This window comes from Methyloceanibacter methanicus (assembly GCF_001723285.1).
GTDB lineage: Bacteria > Pseudomonadota > Alphaproteobacteria > Rhizobiales > Methyloligellaceae > Methyloceanibacter > Methyloceanibacter methanicus.
This window is the reverse complement of record NZ_LPWG01000004.1, coordinates 108,298-129,273: the sequence shown is the minus strand read 5'-3', so window position 1 is coordinate 129,273 and position 20,976 is coordinate 108,298. Positions and strand designations below refer to the sequence as shown.

22 protein-coding genes and 2 pseudogenes are annotated in these 20,976 nt (G+C 65.2%); 12 read left to right on the top strand and 12 right to left on the bottom strand.

Going from position 1 to position 20,976, the window contains the following annotated elements; all coding sequences use genetic code 11:
• The first annotated feature begins 18 nt into the window (after positions 1–18).
• The 8 genes and pseudogenes from thrC to AUC68_RS16650 all read left to right on the top strand — a co-directional run bounded on the left by thrC (position 19) and on the right by AUC68_RS16650 (position 6,409).
• Positions 19–1,434 carry a threonine synthase gene (thrC, locus tag AUC68_RS03430; protein ID WP_069436356.1) on the top strand — a complete coding sequence of 472 codons (1,416 nt, stop codon included), beginning with the start codon at positions 19–21 and terminating at the stop codon, positions 1,432–1,434.
• Positions 1,435–1,436: 2 nt separating this feature from the next.
• On the top strand, positions 1,437–2,711 hold the full coding sequence (locus AUC68_RS03425) for a M16 family metallopeptidase (RefSeq protein ID WP_244500371.1): 1,275 nt from the start codon (positions 1,437–1,439) through the stop codon (positions 2,709–2,711).
• 15 nt (positions 2,712–2,726) lie between these two features.
• Entirely contained in the window at positions 2,727–3,314 is a 588-nt protein-coding gene (locus AUC68_RS03420; RefSeq protein ID WP_069436354.1) for a GNAT family N-acetyltransferase, read from the top strand.
• Positions 3,315–3,382: 68 nt separating this feature from the next.
• On the top strand, positions 3,383–4,744 hold the full coding sequence (locus AUC68_RS03415; protein ID WP_069436353.1) for a 7TM diverse intracellular signaling domain-containing protein: 1,362 nt from the start codon (positions 3,383–3,385) through the stop codon (positions 4,742–4,744).
• Positions 4,648–4,923: pseudogene (locus AUC68_RS18555) on the top strand (PAS domain-containing protein); the annotation flags it as partial. The gene AUC68_RS03415 and the pseudogene AUC68_RS18555, both read left to right, overlap by 97 nt.
• Positions 4,924–5,046: 123 nt before the next feature.
• Positions 5,047–5,417, top strand: a pseudogene (locus AUC68_RS18550) (diguanylate cyclase domain-containing protein); the annotation flags it as partial.
• Positions 5,412–6,272 (top strand): putative bifunctional diguanylate cyclase/phosphodiesterase, encoded by an 861-nt coding sequence (locus AUC68_RS03405; protein WP_425283209.1) that lies wholly within the window; start codon positions 5,412–5,414, stop codon positions 6,270–6,272. The pseudogene AUC68_RS18550 and the gene AUC68_RS03405, both read left to right, overlap by 6 nt.
• Complete coding sequence (locus AUC68_RS16650; RefSeq protein WP_158008216.1) at positions 6,242–6,409, top strand: hypothetical protein; 168 nt, start codon at positions 6,242–6,244, stop codon at positions 6,407–6,409. The genes AUC68_RS03405 and AUC68_RS16650 overlap by 31 nt, the downstream gene beginning before the upstream one ends.
• Positions 6,410–6,478: 69 nt before the next feature.
• On the opposite strand, the gene AUC68_RS03400 is transcribed toward AUC68_RS16650, so the two are convergent.
• Positions 6,479–7,084 (bottom strand): YqgE/AlgH family protein, encoded by a 606-nt coding sequence (locus tag AUC68_RS03400; RefSeq protein WP_069436350.1) that lies wholly within the window; start codon positions 7,082–7,084, stop codon positions 6,479–6,481.
• Positions 7,085–7,276: 192 nt separating this feature from the next.
• Here AUC68_RS03400 and AUC68_RS03395 point away from each other — a divergent pair, with 192 nt between their 5' ends.
• Positions 7,277–8,041, top strand: a complete 765-nt coding sequence (locus AUC68_RS03395) for a protein-disulfide reductase DsbD domain-containing protein (RefSeq protein WP_069436349.1) — start codon at positions 7,277–7,279, stop codon at positions 8,039–8,041.
• A gap of 74 nt (positions 8,042–8,115) precedes the next feature.
• On the opposite strand, the gene AUC68_RS03390 is transcribed toward AUC68_RS03395, so the two are convergent.
• Positions 8,116–8,301: a hypothetical protein gene (locus AUC68_RS03390; RefSeq protein WP_141701067.1), complete on the bottom strand. Its 186-nt coding sequence runs from the start codon at positions 8,299–8,301 to the stop codon at positions 8,116–8,118.
• Between the two features lie 241 nt (positions 8,302–8,542).
• On the opposite strand from AUC68_RS03390, the gene AUC68_RS03385 reads away from it, so the two are divergent.
• Positions 8,543–9,028: a peroxiredoxin gene (locus AUC68_RS03385; protein WP_069436347.1), complete on the top strand. Its 486-nt coding sequence runs from the start codon at positions 8,543–8,545 to the stop codon at positions 9,026–9,028.
• Positions 9,029–9,052: 24 nt separating this feature from the next.
• On the opposite strand, the gene rnhA is transcribed toward AUC68_RS03385, so the two are convergent.
• From rnhA to ispH, 3 genes are read right to left on the bottom strand one after another with little or no spacing between them, the layout of a single operon-like run.
• Complete coding sequence (gene rnhA / locus AUC68_RS03380) at positions 9,053–9,505, bottom strand: ribonuclease HI (RefSeq protein ID WP_069436346.1); 453 nt, start codon at positions 9,503–9,505, stop codon at positions 9,053–9,055.
• An 11-nt stretch (positions 9,506–9,516) separates the two neighbouring features.
• The gene (locus AUC68_RS03375; RefSeq protein WP_069436345.1) at positions 9,517–10,485 is read right to left on the bottom strand and encodes a homoserine kinase; all 969 of its coding nucleotides are present in this window, start codon (positions 10,483–10,485) and stop codon (positions 9,517–9,519) included.
• Positions 10,486–11,472, bottom strand: coding sequence for a 4-hydroxy-3-methylbut-2-enyl diphosphate reductase (gene ispH / locus AUC68_RS03370; protein WP_069436344.1), 987 nt, complete (start codon positions 11,470–11,472; stop codon positions 10,486–10,488). It abuts the gene before it with no gap.
• A 295-nt stretch (positions 11,473–11,767) separates the two neighbouring features.
• On the opposite strand from ispH, the gene AUC68_RS03365 reads away from it, so the two are divergent.
• A complete protein-coding gene (locus tag AUC68_RS03365) occupies positions 11,768–12,340 on the top strand; it encodes a hypothetical protein (RefSeq protein WP_141701066.1) in 573 nt (190 codons plus the stop codon).
• 12 nt (positions 12,341–12,352) lie between these two features.
• A complete protein-coding gene (locus AUC68_RS03360; RefSeq protein ID WP_069436343.1) occupies positions 12,353–13,135 on the top strand; it encodes a phosphodiester glycosidase family protein in 783 nt (260 codons plus the stop codon).
• Between the two features lie 9 nt (positions 13,136–13,144).
• On the opposite strand, the gene AUC68_RS03355 is transcribed toward AUC68_RS03360, so the two are convergent.
• The 7 genes from AUC68_RS03355 to smc all read right to left on the bottom strand — a co-directional run bounded on the left by AUC68_RS03355 (position 13,145) and on the right by smc (position 20,877).
• Complete coding sequence (locus AUC68_RS03355) at positions 13,145–14,632, bottom strand: glycosyltransferase (RefSeq protein ID WP_069436342.1); 1,488 nt, start codon at positions 14,630–14,632, stop codon at positions 13,145–13,147.
• Between the two features lie 77 nt (positions 14,633–14,709).
• The gene (locus AUC68_RS03350; protein WP_069436341.1) at positions 14,710–15,183 is read right to left on the bottom strand and encodes a F0F1 ATP synthase subunit B family protein; all 474 of its coding nucleotides are present in this window, start codon (positions 15,181–15,183) and stop codon (positions 14,710–14,712) included.
• 4 nt (positions 15,184–15,187) lie between these two features.
• Entirely contained in the window at positions 15,188–15,673 is a 486-nt protein-coding gene (locus AUC68_RS03345) for a F0F1 ATP synthase subunit B family protein (protein ID WP_069436340.1), read from the bottom strand.
• Positions 15,674–15,723: 50 nt separating this feature from the next.
• Positions 15,724–15,951 (bottom strand): F0F1 ATP synthase subunit C, encoded by a 228-nt coding sequence (locus AUC68_RS03340; RefSeq protein ID WP_069436339.1) that lies wholly within the window; start codon positions 15,949–15,951, stop codon positions 15,724–15,726.
• Positions 15,952–15,992: 41 nt separating this feature from the next.
• A complete protein-coding gene (locus AUC68_RS03335) occupies positions 15,993–16,718 on the bottom strand; it encodes a F0F1 ATP synthase subunit A (protein WP_069436338.1) in 726 nt (241 codons plus the stop codon).
• A gap of 89 nt (positions 16,719–16,807) precedes the next feature.
• The gene (locus AUC68_RS03330) at positions 16,808–17,209 is read right to left on the bottom strand and encodes an AtpZ/AtpI family protein (RefSeq protein WP_069436337.1); all 402 of its coding nucleotides are present in this window, start codon (positions 17,207–17,209) and stop codon (positions 16,808–16,810) included.
• Between the two features lie 221 nt (positions 17,210–17,430).
• A complete protein-coding gene (gene smc / locus AUC68_RS03325) occupies positions 17,431–20,877 on the bottom strand; it encodes a chromosome segregation protein SMC (RefSeq protein ID WP_069436336.1) in 3,447 nt (1,148 codons plus the stop codon).
• Positions 20,878–20,976: the final 99 nt, after the last annotated feature.

The following is a 20,976-nucleotide window of genomic DNA, read 5'->3' as shown; positions in this document are numbered from 1 at the left end:
TCCGGTGAGAGGCACATCTTGAAGTTCATTTCAACGCGCGGGTCTGCCCCGGCGCTCTCGTTCGAGGGCGCGCTTCTGGCTGCGCTCGCGGGCGATGGCGGCCTGTTCATGCCCGAGGTCTGGCCGCAGCTGAAGCCGGACGAGATCGCCGCGCTCGCCGGGCTCGACTATGCCGACGCCGCCTACCGGGTCATGCGGCCCTATCTCGAGGGCGATCCCTGCCTTGCGGACCTCGAAGACGTGCTTTCGGAGGCCTATGAGGGCTTCCACCATCCCGCCGTCGCGCCGCTCAGCCAGATCGGGCCGAACAGCTTCGTTCTGGAGCTGTTTCACGGGCCCACGCTGGCGTTCAAGGATCTCGCCATGCAGGTCGTATCGCGGTTCATGAACCGCGCGCTGCGGCGCCGCGGGCAGCGCGCCACTGTCGTTGGCGCGACCTCGGGCGATACGGGCGCGGCTGCCATCGAGGCCTTCCGGGGGCTCGATGCCATCGACGTCTTCATCCTGCACCCCGAGGGTCGCGTGAGCGACGTTCAGCGCCGCCAGATGACGACGGCCACCGAGCCCAATATCCATAACATCGCGGTGCAAGGCACTTTCGACGATTGCCAGGCGATAGTGAAGGCGCTGTTCGGCGATCAGGAGTTGAACGCACGGCTCGGCCTGACCGGGATCAACTCCATCAACTTCGCTCGGATCCTCGCCCAGATCGGCTACTACTTCACCTCGGCGGTCACGCTCGGAGCGCCCTACCGCCCGGTGGCCTTCACCGTGCCCACCGGAAATTTCGGAGATATTTTCGCGGGTTATGCCGCGCGCGCGATGGGATTGCCGGTCCAGCGCCTCGTTATCGCCACGAACCTCAATGACAGTTTACCCCGCGCATTTGCCTCGGGGACTTATGAACCGCACGGTGTGATCGCGACCGCAAGTCCCAGCATGGACATCCAGCTTGCCAGCAACTTCGAGCGCCTGTTGTTCGAGCTTGCCGGACGGGATGCGTCCAGGGTCCGGAGCTTGATGGAGGATTTGCGCCGGCAGGGCTCGTTCCAGCTGAGCCAGGGCGAATTTGGGCAGCTCCGCGAAATTTTCAGTGCCCACTCCGCCGGAGAGGATGTGACCGAGATGACCATTCGGGGGGTATTCGAAGAGACCGGCATGGTGGTCGACCCGCACACGGCCGTCGGCATTGCCGCCTCCCAGCAGGAAGCCGCGCTCGGAACCACGCCAATGGTCGTCTTGTCGACGGCCCATCCCGCGAAGTTTCCCGATGCCGTCAAGCGCGCCATCGGCATCGCGCCGGCGCAACCCGAACGCCTCACCTTGAAGCTGGGGAGCGAAGAGCGCTGCACGGTCCTACCGGCGGACTTCGGCACGGTCGCGGACTTCATTGTCGCGCGCGCCGCGTCGCCTCTGACGGGAGCCGAGGCGTGAGCGTGACCCGGTCCACGCTGAACAACGGTTTGACCATTGTCAGCCATGCCATGCCCGAGGTGGAGACCGTGTCGCTCGGCATTTGGATCGGCGCCGGGAGCCGCTCCGAACAGCTGACGGAACACGGCGTCGCGCACTTCCTGGAGCATATGGCCTTCAAGGGCACGAAGCGGCGCAGCGCCCGCCAGATCGTCGAGGAGATCGAAGCGGTCGGCGGGGATCTGAACGCGTCCACCTCCGTCGATTCGACCGGATACTATGCGCGTGCCTGCGGAAGGGACATGCCGCTCGCACTGGACATTCTGAGCGACATCATCCTGGAGCCCTGCTTCGACGGCGCCGAACTTGCGCGCGAGCGCGACGTCATTCTCCAGGAGATCGCCGCGAGTTCCGATTCGCCCGACGACATCGTCTACGATTTCATCTCCGAGGCGGCGTTCCCCGATCAGCCGGTCGGACGGACCATTCTCGGCACGGCGCAAAGCGTTGTCGGATTCGAGCGGGACCATCTCGGCACCTATCTCACAACCCATTATCACGCCCCGAACATGGTGCTCGCCGCCGCGGGCGCGGTGGACCACGACGCGCTTGTGGCCGAAGCCGAGCGCCGGCTGTCGGGCCTGTCGCCGGAAGGCACGCCCCTGCCGCAAGAGGCGGTCTATAGCGGCGGACGCAGGCAATCGGACAAGCCCTTCGAGCAGACCCATCTGATGATTGGACTGGAGGCTCCGGCCTATCATCAGCCCGAGTACTTCATGTCCCAGATCCTGGCCGGGGCGCTCGGCGGGGGCATGTCGTCGCGGCTGTTCCAGGAAGTGCGCGAGCGGCGCGGCCTTTGCTATTCTGTGTACGCCTTCTCGACCGGACTGACCGATAGCGGCATGTTCGTCATCCACGCGGCGGGCGCGTCCGAAAAGGCGCACGAACTCTTTTCCGTCATTCGCGACGAACTCGACCGGGCGGCGTCCGGCGGCTTCGACCAGGCCGAGCTCGAACGGGTGAAGGCGCAGATGAAGATGGGGCTGCTGGCGGCGCTGGAGAGTTCGAGCGCCCGGGCCGAGCAGCTCGCGCGGCACGTCCTGTTTTGCGGGCGTGTGCTGCCGGCGTCGGAACTGGTCGAGCGGATCGAGGCGGTCGAAACGGCCGATCTCCAGGCCCTGCTTCAGAAGGTCCTGGAGACGCCGCTGAGCCTTGCGACTGTGGGACCCGTTGCTAATCTTGGACGATTCGAAACTGTGGCCGACAAGTTCATCGTCCCGGCGAGCAGAGCCGCTTGAAGAGGGTGCTGACACATGGCCTTGCTGCGATCTGCAACCCCGGGTGATATCGGGCCGGTCATCGAAACCGGACGGGTCGTGCTGCGCGCGCCCCAAATGTCGGACTATCCGGCCTGGGCGGAGTTGCGCGCCTCGAGCCGGGATTTCCTTGTGCCCTGGGAGCCGCTTTGGGCGCCGGACGAACTGTCCCGAGCCTCTTTCCGCCGGCGCGTCCGCCACTATTTGCGCGACATGCGCGAGGACATGGGCTACGCCTTGTTTGTCTACGATGCGCAGTCCACCGCGCTGGTGGGCGGTATCACCCTGTGCAATGTCCGCCGCGGGGTGACGCAGTCATGCACGCTTGGATACTGGGTCGGCGCCGCGCACGCCAAGCGGGGCTATATGACGGCCGCGGTTCGCGCGGTCCTGCCGTTCGTGTTCGATTCGCTTGAGTTGCATCGGCTCGAGGCGGCGTGCCTGCCGACCAACACCCCTTCGATGCGCCTTCTGGAGCGCGTCGGATTCACGCGGGAAGGGCTGGCGCGCCGGTATTTGCGTATCAACGGCGAGTGGCGCGATCATGTGCTCTACGCGCTCCTGGATACGGATTCGCGCGGCTAGGGAACGGGAGGGTGATAGTGGCCACACATGGCTCGGTGAGCGCCCGATGCGCCGTGCCGCGATGCTCCGTGCTCAGGCGGCAGGGCCGGGCCGGCCTGTGCGTGCTCGCCTACGCGTTGCTGCTCGCCTTGTCGCTCGTCCTCCCACCACTTGCGGGCGGTGCCCTTGCCATCGAGGCGCTCCCGGTGGAGCCCGATGCCCCCAAGATGGAGATCACCACGAAGGGTGAACTTTACGAGGGGCGGGGAGACCGGCTTCAGATCGAGACGGCGCCGGGCCCCGACGGCTATATCGGCCGGATGGCCGTTCAGGCCTCGACGCCGGGCACCGACCCGAGCTGGCTGGTGTTTGCGCTCGCCAATCCAACCGACAAGCGCATCGTGCGCTGGCTCGTGGCCCCGCGTTACACGCTCGCGAATTCGGGCGTGTTTCGCCCCGAACTCGACGCGCCCCGCATTAGGGCCGTCACGCCATCGCTCGGCTTCCGGCCCGAACCCTTGCAGAGCGATCGCGCCGACATGTTCCGGCTGACGCTCGAACCGGGACAGACCGTCACTTACGCGGCGGAGCTTGCCTCCTCGAGAGTGCCGCAGCTCACGCTGTGGACGCCGAAATTCTACCAGGCGAAACAGCAGGACAGCATGTTGTTCAAGGGGGTGCTCCTGGGCATCACCGGGCTTCTTGCGATCTTCCTGACGGCGATCTTCGCGGCCAACCATCGCGCGATCTTTCCGGCGACCGCGCTCGTGGCTTGGGCCGCTCTGGTCTATTTCTGCGTGGATTTCGGGTTCTGGAACAAGCTCTTCCCCGTGGGTCCCGATCGCACGGCAACCTATCGGGCGGCGGCCGAAGCGGGCCTTGCCGCGAGCCTTGCGCTGTTCCTCTACACATTCTTGCGGATCGGCCTGTGGCATGTGTGGATCCGGACCGTGTTCTGGGTGTGGATCGCCGCGCAGTTCATTCTGGTCGTGGTGGCGATCGTGGATCCGCAAACCGCGGCTGGCATCGCGCGGGCCTCGACCATTCTGATCGCCGGGGTCGGAACCGTGCTGATTGCGTATTTCGCCTTGCGCGGTCAGGACAGGGCCCTGTCTCTCATCCCCAGTTGGATGCTGCTGATCGTGTGGCTGCTCGGCGCCTCGATGATCGTCACCGGGAAGCTGTCGGGTGAGGTCGTCGGTTCGAGCCTCATCGCGGGGCTCGTGCTGATCCTGGTCTTGCTCGGCTTCACCGTCACCCAGTTCGCCTTCCATACGGGCGGCTCGGCGATGAGCCTCGGGCCCCCCAGCCTTGTGCAAATGAAATCCCTCGCCGTCGACGGTCCGGCACCCATGTGTTTCAGTGGCATGCGGGCCGCGATCTCATCACGGTCGGCCATGAGGTCGAGGCGGAGCTCGGGCTGGAACCCGGGGCGCTCAATGTTTCCGTGAGCGAGTTCCTGAAACACATGCACGCCTCCGATCGGGAGCGCTTCAGGCTGCTCATGCAATCGCTGCAGGAGAAGAAGGGCGGAGAATTTCAAACGGACTTCCGCTTGCGGCGCCATGACGGGACCTATCTTTGGTACGAGCTCAATGCCCAGGCGGCGCCGAACGACAATGTCCGGCTCCTACGCTGCGTCGGCCTGTTGCGCGACGTGACCAATCTCAAGCGGTCCCATGAGCGCCTGATGCACGACGCCGTGCATGACAGCCTCACGGGTCTTCCCAATCGCGAGCTTTTCATGGACCGGCTGAACGGCGCGATTACGCGCGCGGCGGAGGGGCAGGCGAACCGGCCGACCGTTCTCTTCATCGACATTGATCGCTTCAAGAACGTCAACAAGAGCTTTGGCCTCGTGATCGGAGACTCGATGCTGCTGACGCTCGGGCGCCGGCTTGCGCGTCACCTCAATCCGCAGGCACGCTCGCCCGTCTCGGCGGCGATCAGTTCGCCATTCTGCTCATTTCCGACAGCGACCCGCATCACGTTGCGACCTTGGCCGAACGCGTGCGTCGCGCGCTGCGCACGCCGATGAAGATCAGCACCAAGGAAATCATTCTCACCGCCTCCATCGGCATCGTGGTCCATGACGGGTCGCAGACCAATGCACAGGACATGTTGCGCGACGGCGAGCTGGCGATGCTCCGTGCCAAGCGTCGCGGCGCGGACCGTATCGAGATTTTCAATCCGGCCATGCGCACGGAGGAAGAGAACCGTCTGCCGCTCGAAAGCGAACTGCGCATGGCGCTGCAGCGCCAGCAGATCTCGGTGCTCTACCAGCCCATCACGCGCTTGGCCTCGAATCAGCTGGCCGGCTTCGAGGCGCTCATGCGCTGGGATCATCCGACGCGCGGCCGGTTGTCGCCGCAGGACTTTATTCCGCTTGCGGAGGAGTCGGGTCTGATCGTGGAGCTGGGCAGCTACGTCCTCGGCCAGGCGCTGGACGAGGCGGCGACGTGGCATCGCGTCCTGCCGCGCGACCGCGACCCGCTGTTCGTCAGCGTCAACGTCTCGAGCCGGCAGCTCTTCCGGCAGGATATGGTGCAGGAAATCAGGCTGCTGCTTGCGCGGGAGCAGGTGGCGCGCGGTACGCTGAAGTTGGAGGTGACCGAGTCGCTCGTGATGGAGAATCCCGAGCGCGCCGTCGAGATCCTCACCTGGCTCAAGACCTATGGCGCGAGCCTGGCGCTGGACGATTTCGGAACGGGCTATAGCTCGCTCAGCTATCTGCACCGGTTCCCGTTCGACATCATCAAGGTCGACAAGTCCCTCGTGCATGACAGTGCGGTCGACGATCAGGCCCCGCTCATTCTTCGTTCGGTGGTAACGCTCGCTCATGAGCTCGGCAAGGAAGTCGTGGCCGAGGGCGCGAGAACCAGGCCGACGCGAGCTATCTGCGCTCCATCGGCTGCGAGTTCGGTCAGGGCTTCTACTATGGCGAGCCCATGTCGGCGCGGGATGTCGGTGCGCTGCTGAACGCGCTTGCCAATCATCGCCGGCGCAAGGAACGCGAACGCGCCCAAGCCGACAGAGCCCCCTCCGGTCTCGACGTCGAGGTGCAGAACCCGGCCGATATCCCGAGCCTGCCGGGGCCGAGCACGGCCCAAGCGTAGAACGGCACAGCCCCAGCGCGTCCGTTCCGATCCGAAGACGGGGGCAGGGAAGGCCGGCGGCAAGTGCCGCTAGGCGTGGCCGGAGTCGCTCACCAGATGGCTTGGGTCGACGCCGAGACTGTCCAGCGCCTTGTTGTATTTCCGGTCGACGGCCGGGTCGAAGACCAAGTCCGGGTCGGCGGGACAGTTGAGCCAGCCATTGGACTGAATTTCGTCCTCGAGTTGCCCTGGGGCCCAGCCTGCGTAACCCAAGGCCAGAAGCGCTTTGTCCGGCCCGCTTCCCTTGGCGATATCGCGCAAAATGTCGACCGTCGCCGTCAGGCAAACGTTGTCGTTGATGGGAAGCGTGCTTTCGGCCTTGAAATAGTCCGCGCTGTGGAGCACGAAGCCGCGGCCTGTCTCCACGGGGCCGCCGAGATGCACCTCCATGGCGTTCAGGGCCGACGGAAGGGATATCCGATCTTCCGTGGGGACGATCTTCAGCTGCTCGAGCAATTCGGCGAAGCTGATATTGGGCGCGCGCTGATTGATGACGATGCCCATGGCGCCTTCCGAAGAGTGCGCACAGACATAGATGACCGAGCGGGAGAACCGCGGGTCTCCCATGGACGGCATCGCAATCAGGAGCTGACCGTCGAGATAGCCTTCATCGTCGGATTGAAAGTCGGAGTCCATACGATCATGCTACAGCAGTTCCCGCGTGAGGGAAGAGGGTAGTGCGAATTAAGGCAGGCCGCGCCGTCTCGTCGCGCCGCTCACAAAACAGTGACTTCTTAAGCACTTAGTGAAGCTCGCATGCGTAGAGACGAGCGAGTAGATTCTGCGGCAATGTTGTACTTAATGATGAGACACGTATCGAGCGGCCGATTGCGTGCCGGCGTTCTTGGGCTCGCCGTCCTGTTCGGCGTCGCGAGCGCGGCCCAGGCCGCCTCTCCAGGCCAATCCCCCTGGTCCGGCCAAACCAATTCGAAAGTGCGTCTGGTCAGCGGAACCGTGCACGAGGATGGCAGCCCGGTTTTGTATGCCGGCGTCCAACTCCGCATGGAGCCCGGCTGGAAAACGTATTGGCGCAATCCGGGGGACTCCGGGGTGCCCCCGAGCTTCGACTGGTCCGGCTCCAAGAACGTCAAGAGCGCGGAGGTCTTCTATCCGGTGCCCCATCGCTTCGCCGATGCGAACGGGACGTCGATCGGGTACCACGATGAAGTCGTGTTTCCGGTCAGGATCACGCCTGAGCAGGCAGACCAGCCGGTCGAACTCTCGCTGACCTTCGACTATGGCCTGTGCAAGGAATTGTGCATCCCCAATTCCGTGGAGCTCACGGCGATCCTTCCGGCCGATCTCGGCAAGGGCGATGCGCGGCTCATCCAACAGGCCATCGCGCGCGTCCCCAAACCCGCCGGCCCCGAGACGCTGCCGCGGCTTGAGGCGGTCGCCGCCGACCTCGATGGCGATGCGCCGCAGCTCGTGGTGGATGCGCTGTTCGCGCCGGCGCCACGAACACGGATCACTCATCACGAGCGAGGCGTTCCTCGTGCCGGTCCCCAGGGCGCTGGGGCCGCTGGCGGACGGGATGCAGCGCTTTTCCGTCGTCTTTTCGACGCCGGAAGAAGCCGCGGCCGCGAAGGGTAAGCCGTTGAGTTTCACGCTCGTTTCGGACCAGGGCGCAAGCGAGACAACACGCATCCTGCGTGAGCGCGCGCGTCTTACCGCGCGATGCTTGGGGCTGTCGCCGCACCCGCCGCGGCACCGGCGCCCGCACCGAGCGGCCCGGCGATTGCCGCCCCGAACACGCCGCCGATGGCAGCCCCGCTGACGCGTTTTTCGCCGGTCGTACACCCCGCTGCCGCGAGGCCCGCGGCGGCGACCACGAGTATGCCAAACCGTGTCATGGAACCTCCCTGCGCCCCCACGGGGCCGTCATGGGCCCCGGCGTGTTCCTGTGGTTGCAGGAGGTAACGCCGGTCGCGCGCGCACCGTTCCAACGCGCGATTGGCGCGCACGCGGCAAGCCGGTATGGTGTCTTGCCTGCGAGCCTGATAAGCCAAGGCCAGACGTCGAGGGCCACACGTTCGGGGCCATACGTTCAAGACCGCGCAAGTCCAAGGCCACGCATCCAAGGAGACGATCCGCATGACCATCGCCGAAGGAGATATGCTCCCCGAAGCCACGTTTCGCATCATGGGCCCCAACGGAATCGAGGCCTTGAGCGCGAAAGACGTATTCGGCGGCAAGAAGGTCGTGCTGTTTGCCGTGCCGGGTGCGTTCACGCCCACCTGCCACCTCAAGCATATGCCAGGCTTTGTCGAGGCCGCCGACGCGTTCAAGGCGAAGGGCGTGGATGAGGTGGTTTGCCTGGCCGTCAACGACCCCTTCGTGCTCTCGGCGTGGGGCGAAGCGACGGGCGCGGCGGGCAAGGTGACGATCTTGTCGGACGGCAACGCCGAATTCACGAAGAAGATCGGCATGGACTTCGACGGTGGCGGCGTGGGCCTCGGCACCCGCTCCAAGCGCTACGCGATGGTGGTGGAGGACGGGACCGTCAAAATGCTCCGCATCGAGGAGAACCCGGGCGTCGCCGAAGTCTCCGCCGCCGAGGCGATCCTCGCGGCCCTGTAGAAGCGGTTTGGGCTCCGCCCGAATTCAACCTCGGCTCAGATATGGCGCCATGCCTTCGCGGGCCAGTTCGTCCGCACGCTCGTTCTCGTCGTGTCCGGCATGGCCTTTGAGCCAGTGCCACTCTACGCGATGGGGGGCTTCGGCTTGTTCGAGCCGCTGCCATAGCTCGACATTCTTGACGGGCTTCTTGTCGGCCGTCCGCCAGCCGTTCCGCTTCCACCCTTTGATCCAGCCAGTGATCCCGCCGCGCAGATAGTTCGAGTCCGTATAGAGTTCCACATCCGACGGCCCTTTGAGCGCTTCCAAGGCTTCGATGGCGGCCGTCAGCTCCATGCGGTTATTGGTCGTTTGCGCCTCGCCGCCTTTGAGTTCCTTGCGGTGCGGACCGGACTCCAGGATTGCGCCCCAGCCGCCTGGGCCCGGATTGCCCGAACAGGCGCCGTCGGTATGAATCACGACTTTGGGGCGGGCGGCCATGGTTCTCGTCCTCAGTCCGACCCGATTCCGTAGTCGCGATAGGACTGCACGCGCTGGTGAAAGCGCAGCTTCCGCAGATATTCGCGCGGGTCTTTGGTCTTCACGAGCGCATTTGCGTCCGTGTTGAGCAGGTCGTAGGTGCGGGTCAGCAGAAAGCGCAAGGCGGCGCCGCGCGCGAGCAGGGGAAGCGCCTCGAGTTCGGGTCCGGTCAGGGGCCGCACCTTCTCGTAGGCCTGCAGCATCGCGCGCGCCTTGGTCACGTTGAAGGACGCATCGGGCTCGAAACACCAGGCATTGAGACAAACGGCCAGGTCATAGGCCATCATGTCGTTGCAGGCGAAATAGAAGTCGATGAACCCGGACAGCTTCTCGCCAAGGAAGAACACGTTGTCGGGAAACAGATCGGCGTGGATCACGCCGACCGGCAAGTCCGTGGCCCAGTGCGCATCGAGAAAGGCGAGCTCCCCGGCGATCTCGTCCTGCAGCCCCGGGATCACGGTGTCGGCCGCGCCGCGCAAATCCTCGAGCAACGACCGCCAGCCGGGCAGCGACAGGTCGTTGTCGCGGTGCATGGGGAAATCCAGTCCGGCAAGATGAAATTTCGCGAGCGCGGTGCCGAGCTCGGCACAGTGGACGATCCCGGGGCGCCTGATCCAAACGCCCTCCAGGAAACTGATCAGGGCGGCTGGGCGACCGGCGAGTTCTCGCAGGATGCGTCCTTCGCGGTCACGCACCGGCAGCGGGCAGGTGATCCCGGCCGCCGCCAAATGCTCCATCAAGGACAGGAAGTACGGTAGGTCCTCCGAGCGCACGCGCTTTTCGTAAAGCGTGAGGATGAAGGGGCTGGTATCCGTGTGAATGAGGTAGTTCGTGTTCTCGACGCCTTCGGCGATGCCCTTGAACGAGGTCAGGGTGCCGATGTCGTAACTCGCGATGAAATCCTCGAGCTCTTGATCGCTGACATCCGTGTAGACAGCCATCTATGCCGCCGTCGTGTCTCTCAAGGGACGCGGCAGCTTGAAGGAGATGGTCTCCTCGGCCGTGGTCACCGTCTGCACGGCCACGTCGAAGCGTTCCGCGAAGGCATCGATGATGCTGTCGACCAGAACCTCCGGCGCCGACGCACCGGCGGTCACGCCGAGACTGCGGATGTTCTCGAATTGGCTCCAGTCGATCTCGCTCCGGCGCTCCACGAGCACGGCCTGCGGACACCCGGCGCGCTGGGCAACTTCCACCAGGCGCAAGGAGTTCGAACTATTCGGTGAACCGACGACGATCATCGCGTCGCACTGTGCCGCGATTCGCTTGACCGCGTCCTGACGGTTTGTCGTCGCGTAGCAAATATCGTCCTTGCGCGGGACGACAATGTCCGGGAAGCGGGTCTGCAGCACGGCCAGGATGTCGCGCGTATCGTCCACGGACAGGGTCGTCTGGGTGATCACGGCCGAGCTTCGAGGTGTCCTTGGGCGTAAAAGAGGCCGCGTCCTCGCTCGTCTCGAGCGTGATGCGCCCGGCGGCAATTGACCGGTTGTCCCGACGACTTCGGGATGGCCCGCATGGCCGATCAGCAGAATCTCGTGACCGTGATCGAACAGCCGCTCGGCTTCGATGTGAACCTTGGAGACGAGGGGGCAGGTGGCGTCCAGCATGAACATGCGGCGGTTGCGTGCGTCGGCCGGCACCGCTTTCGGTACGCCGTGCGCGGAGAAGACGATCGGCGCGTCCGTTTCGGGAATCTCGTCCAGTTCCTCGACGAAGATGGCCCCCTTGGCCTCGAGGGATTCCACGACGTAGCGATTGTGAACGATGGCATGGCGCACATAGACCGGCGCGCCGTATTTCTCCAAAGCAAGCTCGACGATCTGGATCGCCCGGTCCACGCCCGCACAGAACCCGCGCGGGGACGCGAGATAGACCGTGAGCGGGGGCCGCTCGCTGCGCTGCGGAGTCGGAGGTGTGCCGGTCATCGATGCTCCAGAACGTCTCTGCTTCAACCCAACGGCCGCAATTCAGCCCAAAACGACGCCGAGCCTGCCTCCGGCTGACGGGAACGTCCCGTTTTTGGGCCCGACACGGGTCTTGTCGGGACTGACATCGGCCGATAATTTCGGCACAAATGGCGGCCCGGGAGCGCGCGGGCCGTCCAGGGAACAAGTCATCGCGCGCTCGGGCATATCAGGCTTGGACGCCGGGCATGTCAAGCGAAGGGCAGGAGTGTTGAGGCGCAAGGACCGGCAAAATTGGAGCCGTACGATCGGGTTCGTGACCCTGTGCGCGGGCCTTGCGCTCGTCTCGGGCTGCGGCGGCGGTGGCGGCGGCACCACGGGTTTTTCCAGTGAGCGCCTGCCGGACCGATTGCCCACGATCGACTTGCCGTCTCTGCCGTCATCGGATCCCGCGCCCGCATCGACGACAGCGTCCGCCGACGGCCGCGCGTCCAGTTGTCCCCAAGTCGTCGCCTGGCCCAACGAGAAGCTGAGGACGGTCTATCAGGGCGGGCACGACGGCGAAGCGGACTTCATCGTCTATCGCGGGGAAATCACCAAGCTCTCCCGCGAGTGCCAACTGAGTGGCGGGCGCGTGCTCGTGAAATACGGTTATGCGGGGCGCGTGCTTCTCGGCCCCAAGGGCCATGCGGGCAGCTACTCGCTGCCGGTATCGGTCAAGGCGACGGACGCCTACAAGGCGCAGATCGCACAGGACCGCATGAGCGTGCGCGTCACGGTCCCCGCCGATCAGACGGTCGGCTATTTCTCCATGGTCCGTCAGATATCCTTGCCGGTCCGGCCGGGTACGCGGCTTGAGGACTACAAGATCTTCGTGGCGTTGAAATAGGGACGGAGCGCCATGTCGCCGCACAGATTGGCGCGGGGCCTTCCCCCGCTCGTTCTCGCGATCGTGGCGTTGCTGCAGGGGGTCGGGACGGCGCTCGCCGGTGGATGCGAGGACCGGCGGATTCTCGATGCCGCCTATGTCGTCTGCAGCTTCAATCCGGCTACGGACGACCTCCGCCTCTTCTGGCAAGGACCGAACGGACGCCCGTTGCGCACCTTCGATGCGCTCTCGAACGCGCTGAAGGCCGTGGGCCGTACGCTGGTCTTCGCCATGAATGGGGGCATGTACGAGCGCGATTTCAGCCCCGTCGGCCTTCACGTCGAGAACGGACGCACGCTTTCGGCGCTTAATACCAAGACGGTCACAGGGCGGCCCAGCCAGATTCCCAATTTCTACAAGAAGCCCAACGGCGTGTTCTACTGGGGTGACGGGCGCGCCGGCGTCCTCGAGAGCGGCCAGTTCCGCGCGCAAAAGCCGAACGCCGCCTTCGCCACCCAATCGGGGCCGATGCTGGTCGTCGAGGGCGTCATCCATCCCGCCTTTCTAAAGGACTCGCGCGATTTCAAACCGCGCAACGGGGTCGGTGTGGCGCCGGACGGCACGGCCTATTTCGTCATGACCAAGGGCCGGGTCAGCTTCTACGAATTCGCGCGCGCCTTCCGGGACGGCCTCGGAGTGCCGAACGCGCTGTTCCTGGACGGAGGCTGGGCACCGGGGCTCTACGCGCCCGAGCTCAAGCGCAACGACCGGCCGGGCCATGGCGGCTACGGCCCGATCATCGCGGTGGTGGAGTAGAGCGCCAACCTAGGAATGGTTCGGCCAGCGCGCCGTGACCGTGTTGGTCAGGAGCTCCAGCCAGCTCTTTACCTGACTGAACACCAGAAAATTGTCGTGGACCCGTTGCCGGGCGCTGCGCCCCAAGGCGGCACGCTTAGTCGCGTCGCGCAAGAGTTGATCGAGGCCATCGGCGACCTCGCCGGGATCCTCCGGGTTCTTGATAAGCAGCCCGTCCAAGTCCGGGCGAACCTGCTGCTTGATGCCGACCGCGCTCGACCCCATCACCGCCGCGCGTTTCCACATGGGCTCGGTGACCGTCAATCCGAAGCCTTCCTGGATCGAGTTCTGCACCACGATGTCGGAGCAGCATTGAAGCGCATTGACGATCAGGGCGTTGTTCGCCTTCGAGGACATCGGCAGGGAGAGTAGCGCGATATCGGCCTGCAGGTGCGGCGGCAGCGAGGTGTAGGCTCCACAGAGTTCGGAGAGGACCTCCTTGCCCTCGGGGTCGTCGTCGACCGAGGCCGGGTCGGGCCCGGCCAGGACGAGGCGGACGAGTTGCAGGGCCCGCAAATGGTGTTCGTCGAGATCCGTGCGGGCCTCGATGCGGCGTTTGAGCAGGACGAACCCCTCAATCAGCGGCAGGAAGCCTTTGAGCCGGTCCCAGCGCGAAACCTGGGTGACGATCGGACGGAAAAGCAGGCCGAAATCCTCCGGCTCGGTCGCGGGTGCCCAGTCGCCGTCGGCCTGGAGCCGCTTGGCGGGCTCCGGGTAGGCCGGCGTAATGACGGGCCCCCACGGCTTGATCAGCGCGGAATTGGCGAGGATTCCGACCAGGTCGTGGACCTGGAGGTGCCGATTCTTATGGCTGAGCGGGTCGATCGCCGGATGAATTATGGTGGCGCGCCCGGCCAAAACGCTCGGAATATACTCCGGCGCCGTGAAGACGGCATGGTCGTACGGCTTCAGATACGGATCGAGGAAGGCCCACGCGGCGCGCGTCTCCGCGGTCTCCCGGTCAAGACCGATGTGGCAGCGCCAGATCGCCGCGATATCCATCCTCTCGCGGAGCAGGGCGCCTGCACCCATGGGCTGCGGGTCGTGGACCACCAGCACGTCGCCGGGATTGAGGAAGTCCTCGATCGCCGCCGCGTTCTCCGCGCTGACCCGGTCGTAGACCGCCTGGTCCAGCGCCCCGAGATTGGGATCGCCGGCGCCGTGGATGAGGTTGTGCAGGGTCTTGGTCAGACGGAAGAAGGCATGGTCCTGCGTTTCGATCACCAGCCAGCGGGTGTCGACGCCGAGTTCGCGCAAAATGGTGAGGAGCGGCGGCAGCATCTCGGCCACGCCACCGCCTTGCGCGGTGCTGTTGACCATGACCATGCGTCGCCCATCGAGCCCGGCCAGGCGGCTCTCGGCCTCTTGCCGAAGGCCGCGCACCGTGGCGCCCAAATCCGCGACGCTCTCATAGTCGCTGAGCGACACAGGATGGCGAGGTTCGACGATTTGAACCATGCCGGCACATTACCGCACCGGCATGGAGAATTGCCAAAAAGGCGAACGGAGACTGAGCCGTTAGTTCAGCTTCGACTTCAGATCGTCGATGCTGGCGCGATCAGCTTATCGGCGCCCTCGGGCGTGAGCGACCCGGCGATCACGGTCTGCGCGGCGGTGACGGCCGCATCGGCCGCGGCGGCCCGGACATCGCGCAACGCGTCGGCTTCGGCCTGCGCGATCTTGTCCTCGGCCATCTTCATGCGGCGTTCGAATTGCTCGGTCATGGACCGGGAGGTCTCCAGCGCCAGCGCCTCGGCTTCCTTGGCGGCGAGTTCGATGATGTCCTCGGCTTCCTGCGCGGCGTTGGCCGTCTTCTTCTTGTAGTCGGCAAGGACGGCTTCGGCCTCCTCACGCAGGGCCTGGGCGTCGGCGAGCTCCTTGGCGATCGACGCGGCCCGGTTGTCGAGGGCGGAGGCGATCTTCTTGTGGGCCCCGAAATAGACGACGAGGCCGAGGAACAGGAAGAAGGAGACCGCGACCCAGAATTCCGCTGTTGCGAGGAAATCCATCTCTTTACGCCTTCCGTGCCGCCGTGACGGCCTTTTCGAGGTCCGCCTTGGACGGCGCCACGCCGATGAGCTGTTTGACGATATCGGCCGCGGCCTCCGTCGCAACGGCGTTGACGTCCTTCATGGCGGACGTCTTCGCCTTCTCGATCCGCGCCGCCGCTTCCGCCGACTTGTCGGCCAGCTCTTTTCGAAGCTTGGCCCGCTCCGCGTCGGTCTCGGCCTTCAGTTTGGCGCGTCCTTCTTCGACGATGGCATGCGCCTTCTGCTTGGCCTCCGCCAAAGCCTGCTCGTATTTGGCGATGGCTTCCTCGGTCGTGCGCTTGTTCGTCTCGGCCGCTTCGAGATCGGCGGCGATCTTCGCCGCGCGCCTGTCGATGACCGTGCCGATACGCGGGATCGCAACCCACACCATCAGCAGATACAGTACGCCGAAGGTGATGAGCAGCCAGATGACTTGCGGAGCCCAATCGAGCGGATTGAGTTGCGGCATGGATCGTGTCCTTTTGCGTGTTCTCTACTTAAGAGCCGGAACGGCTCAGACTAGAACACGAACAGGATGATCAGTGCCACCACGAGGCCGAACAGGCCGGTCGCTTCGGCAAGAGCAAAGCCGAGCAGCAGGTTGGCGAACTGACCGGGAGCGGCCGACGGGTTGCGAAGCGCACCCTGCAGGTAGCTACCGAAGATGGTTCCGATACCGAGACCGGCACCGATAAGTGCGAGCGAGGCTAGGCCTGCGCCGATGAACTTTGCTGCTTCTGCTTCCATGATCTTAGTCTCCTTGAAACGATCGAACTGTCTATGTCGGCTTAGTGAAGGTGGAGCGCATCGTTGAGATAGATGCAGGTGAGGATGGCGAACACATAGGCTTGCAGGAACGCCACCAGAATTTCGAGACCGGTGAAGGCCACCATGAAGGCGAGTGCGGCCCAGCCGCCCAGAACGCCCATGGCCACCACGAAGGCGCCGAACACTTTCAGCAGGGTGTGGCCCGCGGTCATGTTGGCGAACAGACGCACCGAAAGGCTCAAGGGCCGCGTGAGATAGGAGATCACCTCGACCACCACGATCAGCGGCAGGAGGATGAAGGGAACGCCCTTGGGCACGAAGAAGCTGAAGAAGTGCGCGCCGTGCTTCACGAACCCGATGATCGTGACGCCGATGAACACCATCAGCGCCAGCGCGAAGGTCACGATGATGTGGCTCGTCACGGTGAAGGAGTAGGGCATCATGCCGAGCATGTTCATAGTCAGCACGAACATGAAGAGCGTGAAGATGAAGGGGAAATATTTCATCCCGTCAGTGCCCACATTGTCGCGGACCATATTGGCGACGAACGTGTAGGCGAGTTCAGCCACGGACTGCGTGCGGTTCGGGACCATTTCGGCCTTGCGCATGGCGAACACGATAAAGACCGTGATGAGCACGGCGCCAATCACCATGAACAGCGCGGCATTGGTGAAGGAGGCATCGAAGCCGAAGAGGTCGAGCGGCACAATGCGCTGGATCTCGAACTGGTGCATGGGATCGGGCATACCGCCGCCACCTCCATGACCACCCCCATGACCACCGCCGTGGTCTGCGCTCTCAGCGGCGTACGCTGCCCCAATCAAGGTCAAAGCCCCTAATCCTCATCGTCTTTGGCCACCGCATCGCGCGCCGCCTTGGTGCGCAAGTGATGACCGGGCATCGGCTCGCCCTGCATTGTCTTCGCCGTCCGTATCACGTTCATGATCCCGCTTGCGGCGCCCAGAACCAGGAAAACCACCATCAGGATCGGCTTTGTGCCGAACAGCTGGTCCAGTGCCCAGCCGATAAACCCCCCAACCGCGACGCCGGCGACCAGTTCGATCGACAGCTTGAAAGCTTGGCCCATGGCCCGGCCGCGTCCCTCGGTGTCCACCGGGGGCCGACTCGGGCCCTTGGCCTCCCTCAGCTTCCCGTCGAGCGTCTCTAGCCGCCGCCGAATGCTCTCACTGTCCTGCTCGCCGTTTTCGGCTCCGGACTGATTTTCGGCTCCGGCCATTGGTCTTGCTCAATTCCGGGAGAGCCTTGAGAAGACCGGCTGGTCCTCAAGCTTGGCGCGCACTTTAGTTAGGGATTCCCGGGTGTCAAGAAAGTCCCAGCCCCTGCGGCGTGGCATGTGACCCGTCCGCGAGACTTTTGTCCCGCGATCCGACGTCGGCGGGGCAAACACCCCGAAAATCGCCCAAAAATCAGACGGAGATCCGTTCGCTGCGATGGCGCCTAGCCGACGTCACGGAGCTGTTCGGCAGTCTCCAGATCCACCGACACCAGCTGGCTCACGCCCCGCTCCTGCATGGTCACGCCGAACAGGCGGCTCACGCGCGCCATGGTCAGCGGATGGTGGGTGATGATGAGGAAGCGCGTCTGGGTTTCTTTGGACATCTCCTCCATGAGACGGCAGAAGCGGTCCACATTGGCGTCGTCCAAGGGCGCGTCCACCTCGTCCAGGACGCAGATCGGCGACGGATTGGTGAGGAACACCGCGAAAATCAGCGCCAAGGCCGTCAGCGCCTTCTCGCCGCCGGACATCAGCGTCAGGGTCTGAGTCTTCTTGCCGGGCGGCTGGGCGAAGATTTCAAGCCCCGATTCCAGGGGATCGTCCGAGTCGACCAGCCTCAGTTCGGCCGTGCCGCCGCCAAACAGGGTCTGGAACAGGCGCGAGAAGTGCCCATTGACGGTGTCGAAGGCCTCGAGGAGCCGTTTGCGCCCTTCGCGGTTGAGGTTGGAGATGCCTTGGCGGAGCTGCACGATCGCCTCTTCGACATCGCCTTTCTCGCGCTCCATGTCTTCCAACTGCGCCGCGAGCTCGATCTCTTCCTCTTCGGCGCGCAGGTTTACGCCACCCAGCCGCTCGCGATCGGCCTTGAGCTTGGTGAGGCGCGGTTCGACCTCGTCGAGCGAAGGGAGGGCGGCGCCCTCGGCCTGATTGGCGCGCGGCAGGCACTCTTCCGGCGCGCAGTCGATCTGGTCGCGGATGAGCCGGGCGAGCCCCGAGCGGCGCTCGCGGGCGCCTTCGAGCCGCGCTTCGCTGCGGGCCTTCCCCTCACGGGCCGACGAGAGACGCTCCTGGACACCGCGCAGGGCCTTGTCCTGTTCCCGCAGCGCCGTTTCGGCCTCCGCCAGATCGTCCGCGGCCTTGGCCCGGTCGCGCTCCGCCTCGGCGATGGAATCCATCAGCTTGCCGCGCCGGTCCTCGATCTCCGCGGGCAGTTTGGCGAGGGACTCAAGATCGGCGGTCGTCTCGCTCTGTCGCGCGCCCAAGGTCTCGATTTGCGTACGCGCATTGGCGATGCGCTTGCGCCACAATTCTTCCTCGGCCGCGATCGCCTTGATCCGCTCGGTGCGGAGCCGGACTTCGTTCTCGAAGCTCTTGAGATTGGCTTGGGCCTGGGACGCTTCCGAGCGGGCCTCGCCCGCCTCGGCTTGAGCCGCTTCCAGAGCCGCCGCCAGCCCGTCGAGGGCCGTCAGCTCCTGGAGCGCCGCGCCTGCGGCCTCGGCCTGTTCCTGGGCCTCGTCCTGCGCGGCCTTGGTGCGGCTCAGAGCCTCCGCCAAAGCGCCCAACTGCTTGCTGTTTGCCTGGATGTCCCGCTCGACCGTGCCGATGGCACCGCGCGTGCGATCGAGTTCTGCCCGGTCGTCCTTGATCTTCAGGCGGAGGTCCTTGGTCTTCTGGCTCGCGGCCTGGGTAGTTTGCGTGGCCGCCTCCAACTCCGCTTCGGCGGCGGTCTGCGCGCCCTCGGCCTCGACCTTTCGGCTTTTCAGGGATTCGAGCCGGGTGCGCTCCTCGAGGCGCGCGCCTTGCGCCGTGGCCGCGCCGGCCTGGACGCTGTAGCCGTCCCAACGCCAAAGATCGCCGTCCTTGGAAACAAGGCGCTGGCCTGGCTGCAACGCGGCCTGGAGCCTTGAGCCTTCGCCGGCCTCGACCACGCCGATCTGCGACAGCCTGCGCGCCAAGGCCGCCGGGCCGCTCACGTATCGGCTAAGCGGCTCGGCGCCGTCGGGCAGAGCCGGATCGTCCTTCGAGCCATCGATCTTTCGCCAATGCACGGGCGCGCTGTCTTCGGCCGCCGCGTCCAGATCGTCGCCGAGCGCCGCGCCGAGCGCGTGCTCATAGCCGCCTTCGATGCGGACATCTTCGACAATGGGCGTCCACGCGTTCGGCGGGGCCAGGAGCTTGAGCAAGGTGGAGAGCTCCGTCTCGATCTCCTGACGGGCCAGTTTCGCATCCGCCAAGGCGCTTCTGAGGCGCGTTTCATCCGCCCGGGCCTGTTCTTCGTCGGCCTCGGCTTGCGTGAGCGCCGTGGCGGTCTCCTCGAGCAGCGCGGACGCCCGCTCGGCTTCGGCATTCAGTTCGGCCAGCTTGGATTGGCCCCCGGTCTCGGCCTCGAGATCGGCGAGCTGCTGCCCCAGATCCTCGGACTGGGATTGCAGCTGGGATATCCGACCGGCGAGGCGGGTCTGTTCGTTTTCCAGGCGGCTGCGTTCGGCCCGGGCCTCGGCAGCTCCGTCGTGGCCTGCCGCAGGGCCGTCTCGGCGTCGGCCAGCGTGGCGGCAGCGCCCGCGGCGCTCGCGCAATTGCGGTTCGACGCTGTCATCGGTGCTGACCGCCTCGAGCCCGGCCTTCTCCTGGGCGAGGCCCTCCAAGACCTTGTCGGCTTCGGCGATCTGCTCCTCCTCGCGGGCGAGGTCGCGCGAGGCCTGGGCCAGCTGGGTTTCCAATTCCTCCTGCCGGGCCTTGGCGCGGGCCTCTTCCCGCTCCAGCGCATCGCGGTCCACGGTGAGACGGTGGAGGAACCGCGGCGCGGGTCGCTCTTCGTCGCGCAAGGGCTGCAGCTTGTCGGCCGCCTCCGTCTGCATCCGCAGCGCCTCGGCCTCGGCCCTGGTCTGCTCGGCCACGGCGGCGAGCGAGTCTTGGAATGCCGCTTCGTCCGCCTCCACCTGTGCGCAGGCCGCCAGCCATTGCAGGTGGTAGGAGAGGGCCTCCATCTCGTGGATCTTGGTCGAGATGTCCCGGTAACGCTTGGCCTGGCGGGCTTGGCGGCGCGTGGCCTGGAGCTGCGACGTCAGCTGGCCGATGAGGTCGGCGAGGCGCGCGAGATTGTTCTCCGCCGCCTTGAGGCGCAGTTCCGCTTCGTGGCGCCGGCTGTGAAGTCCGGCCACGCCGGCGGCGTCTTCCAGCACGCGGCGGCGCTCCAAGGGAGTCGCGCTGACGATTTCGCCGATGCGGCCCTGTTGCACCAGGGCCGGCGAACGGGCGCCGGTCGCGGCGTCCTCGAACAGGAGGCGGATATCGCGCGCACGCACGTCCTTGCCGTTGACGCGATAGGCGGAGCCCGCGTCGCGCTCGATACGCCGCGTGACTTCGAGAACGTCCGCGTCGTTGAACTCCGCGGGCGCCAGCCGTTCGCTGTTGTCGATGAAGAGGGTGACTTCGGCCATGTTCCGTGCCGGCCGGTCCTGCGCGCCGGCGAAGATCACGTCGTCCATGGCGGAGCCGCGCATGCTCTTGTACGAGGTCTCGCCCATGGCCCAGCGCAGGGCCTCAAGCAGGTTGGATTTGCCGCAGCCATTCGGGCCGACCACGCCGGTCAGACCGTGCTCGATCACGAGCTCGGTCGGTTCGACGAAGGATTTGAACCCAAGTAGGCGGAGTTTCGAAATTTGCACCTGCTGACGATCCTTATGTGCGACCGGGCCCTAGAGGGAACCGGGTAACGCGTGGTTCGTGACGGAAACGCGACATGACCTGAACTTGGCGGGGGACGG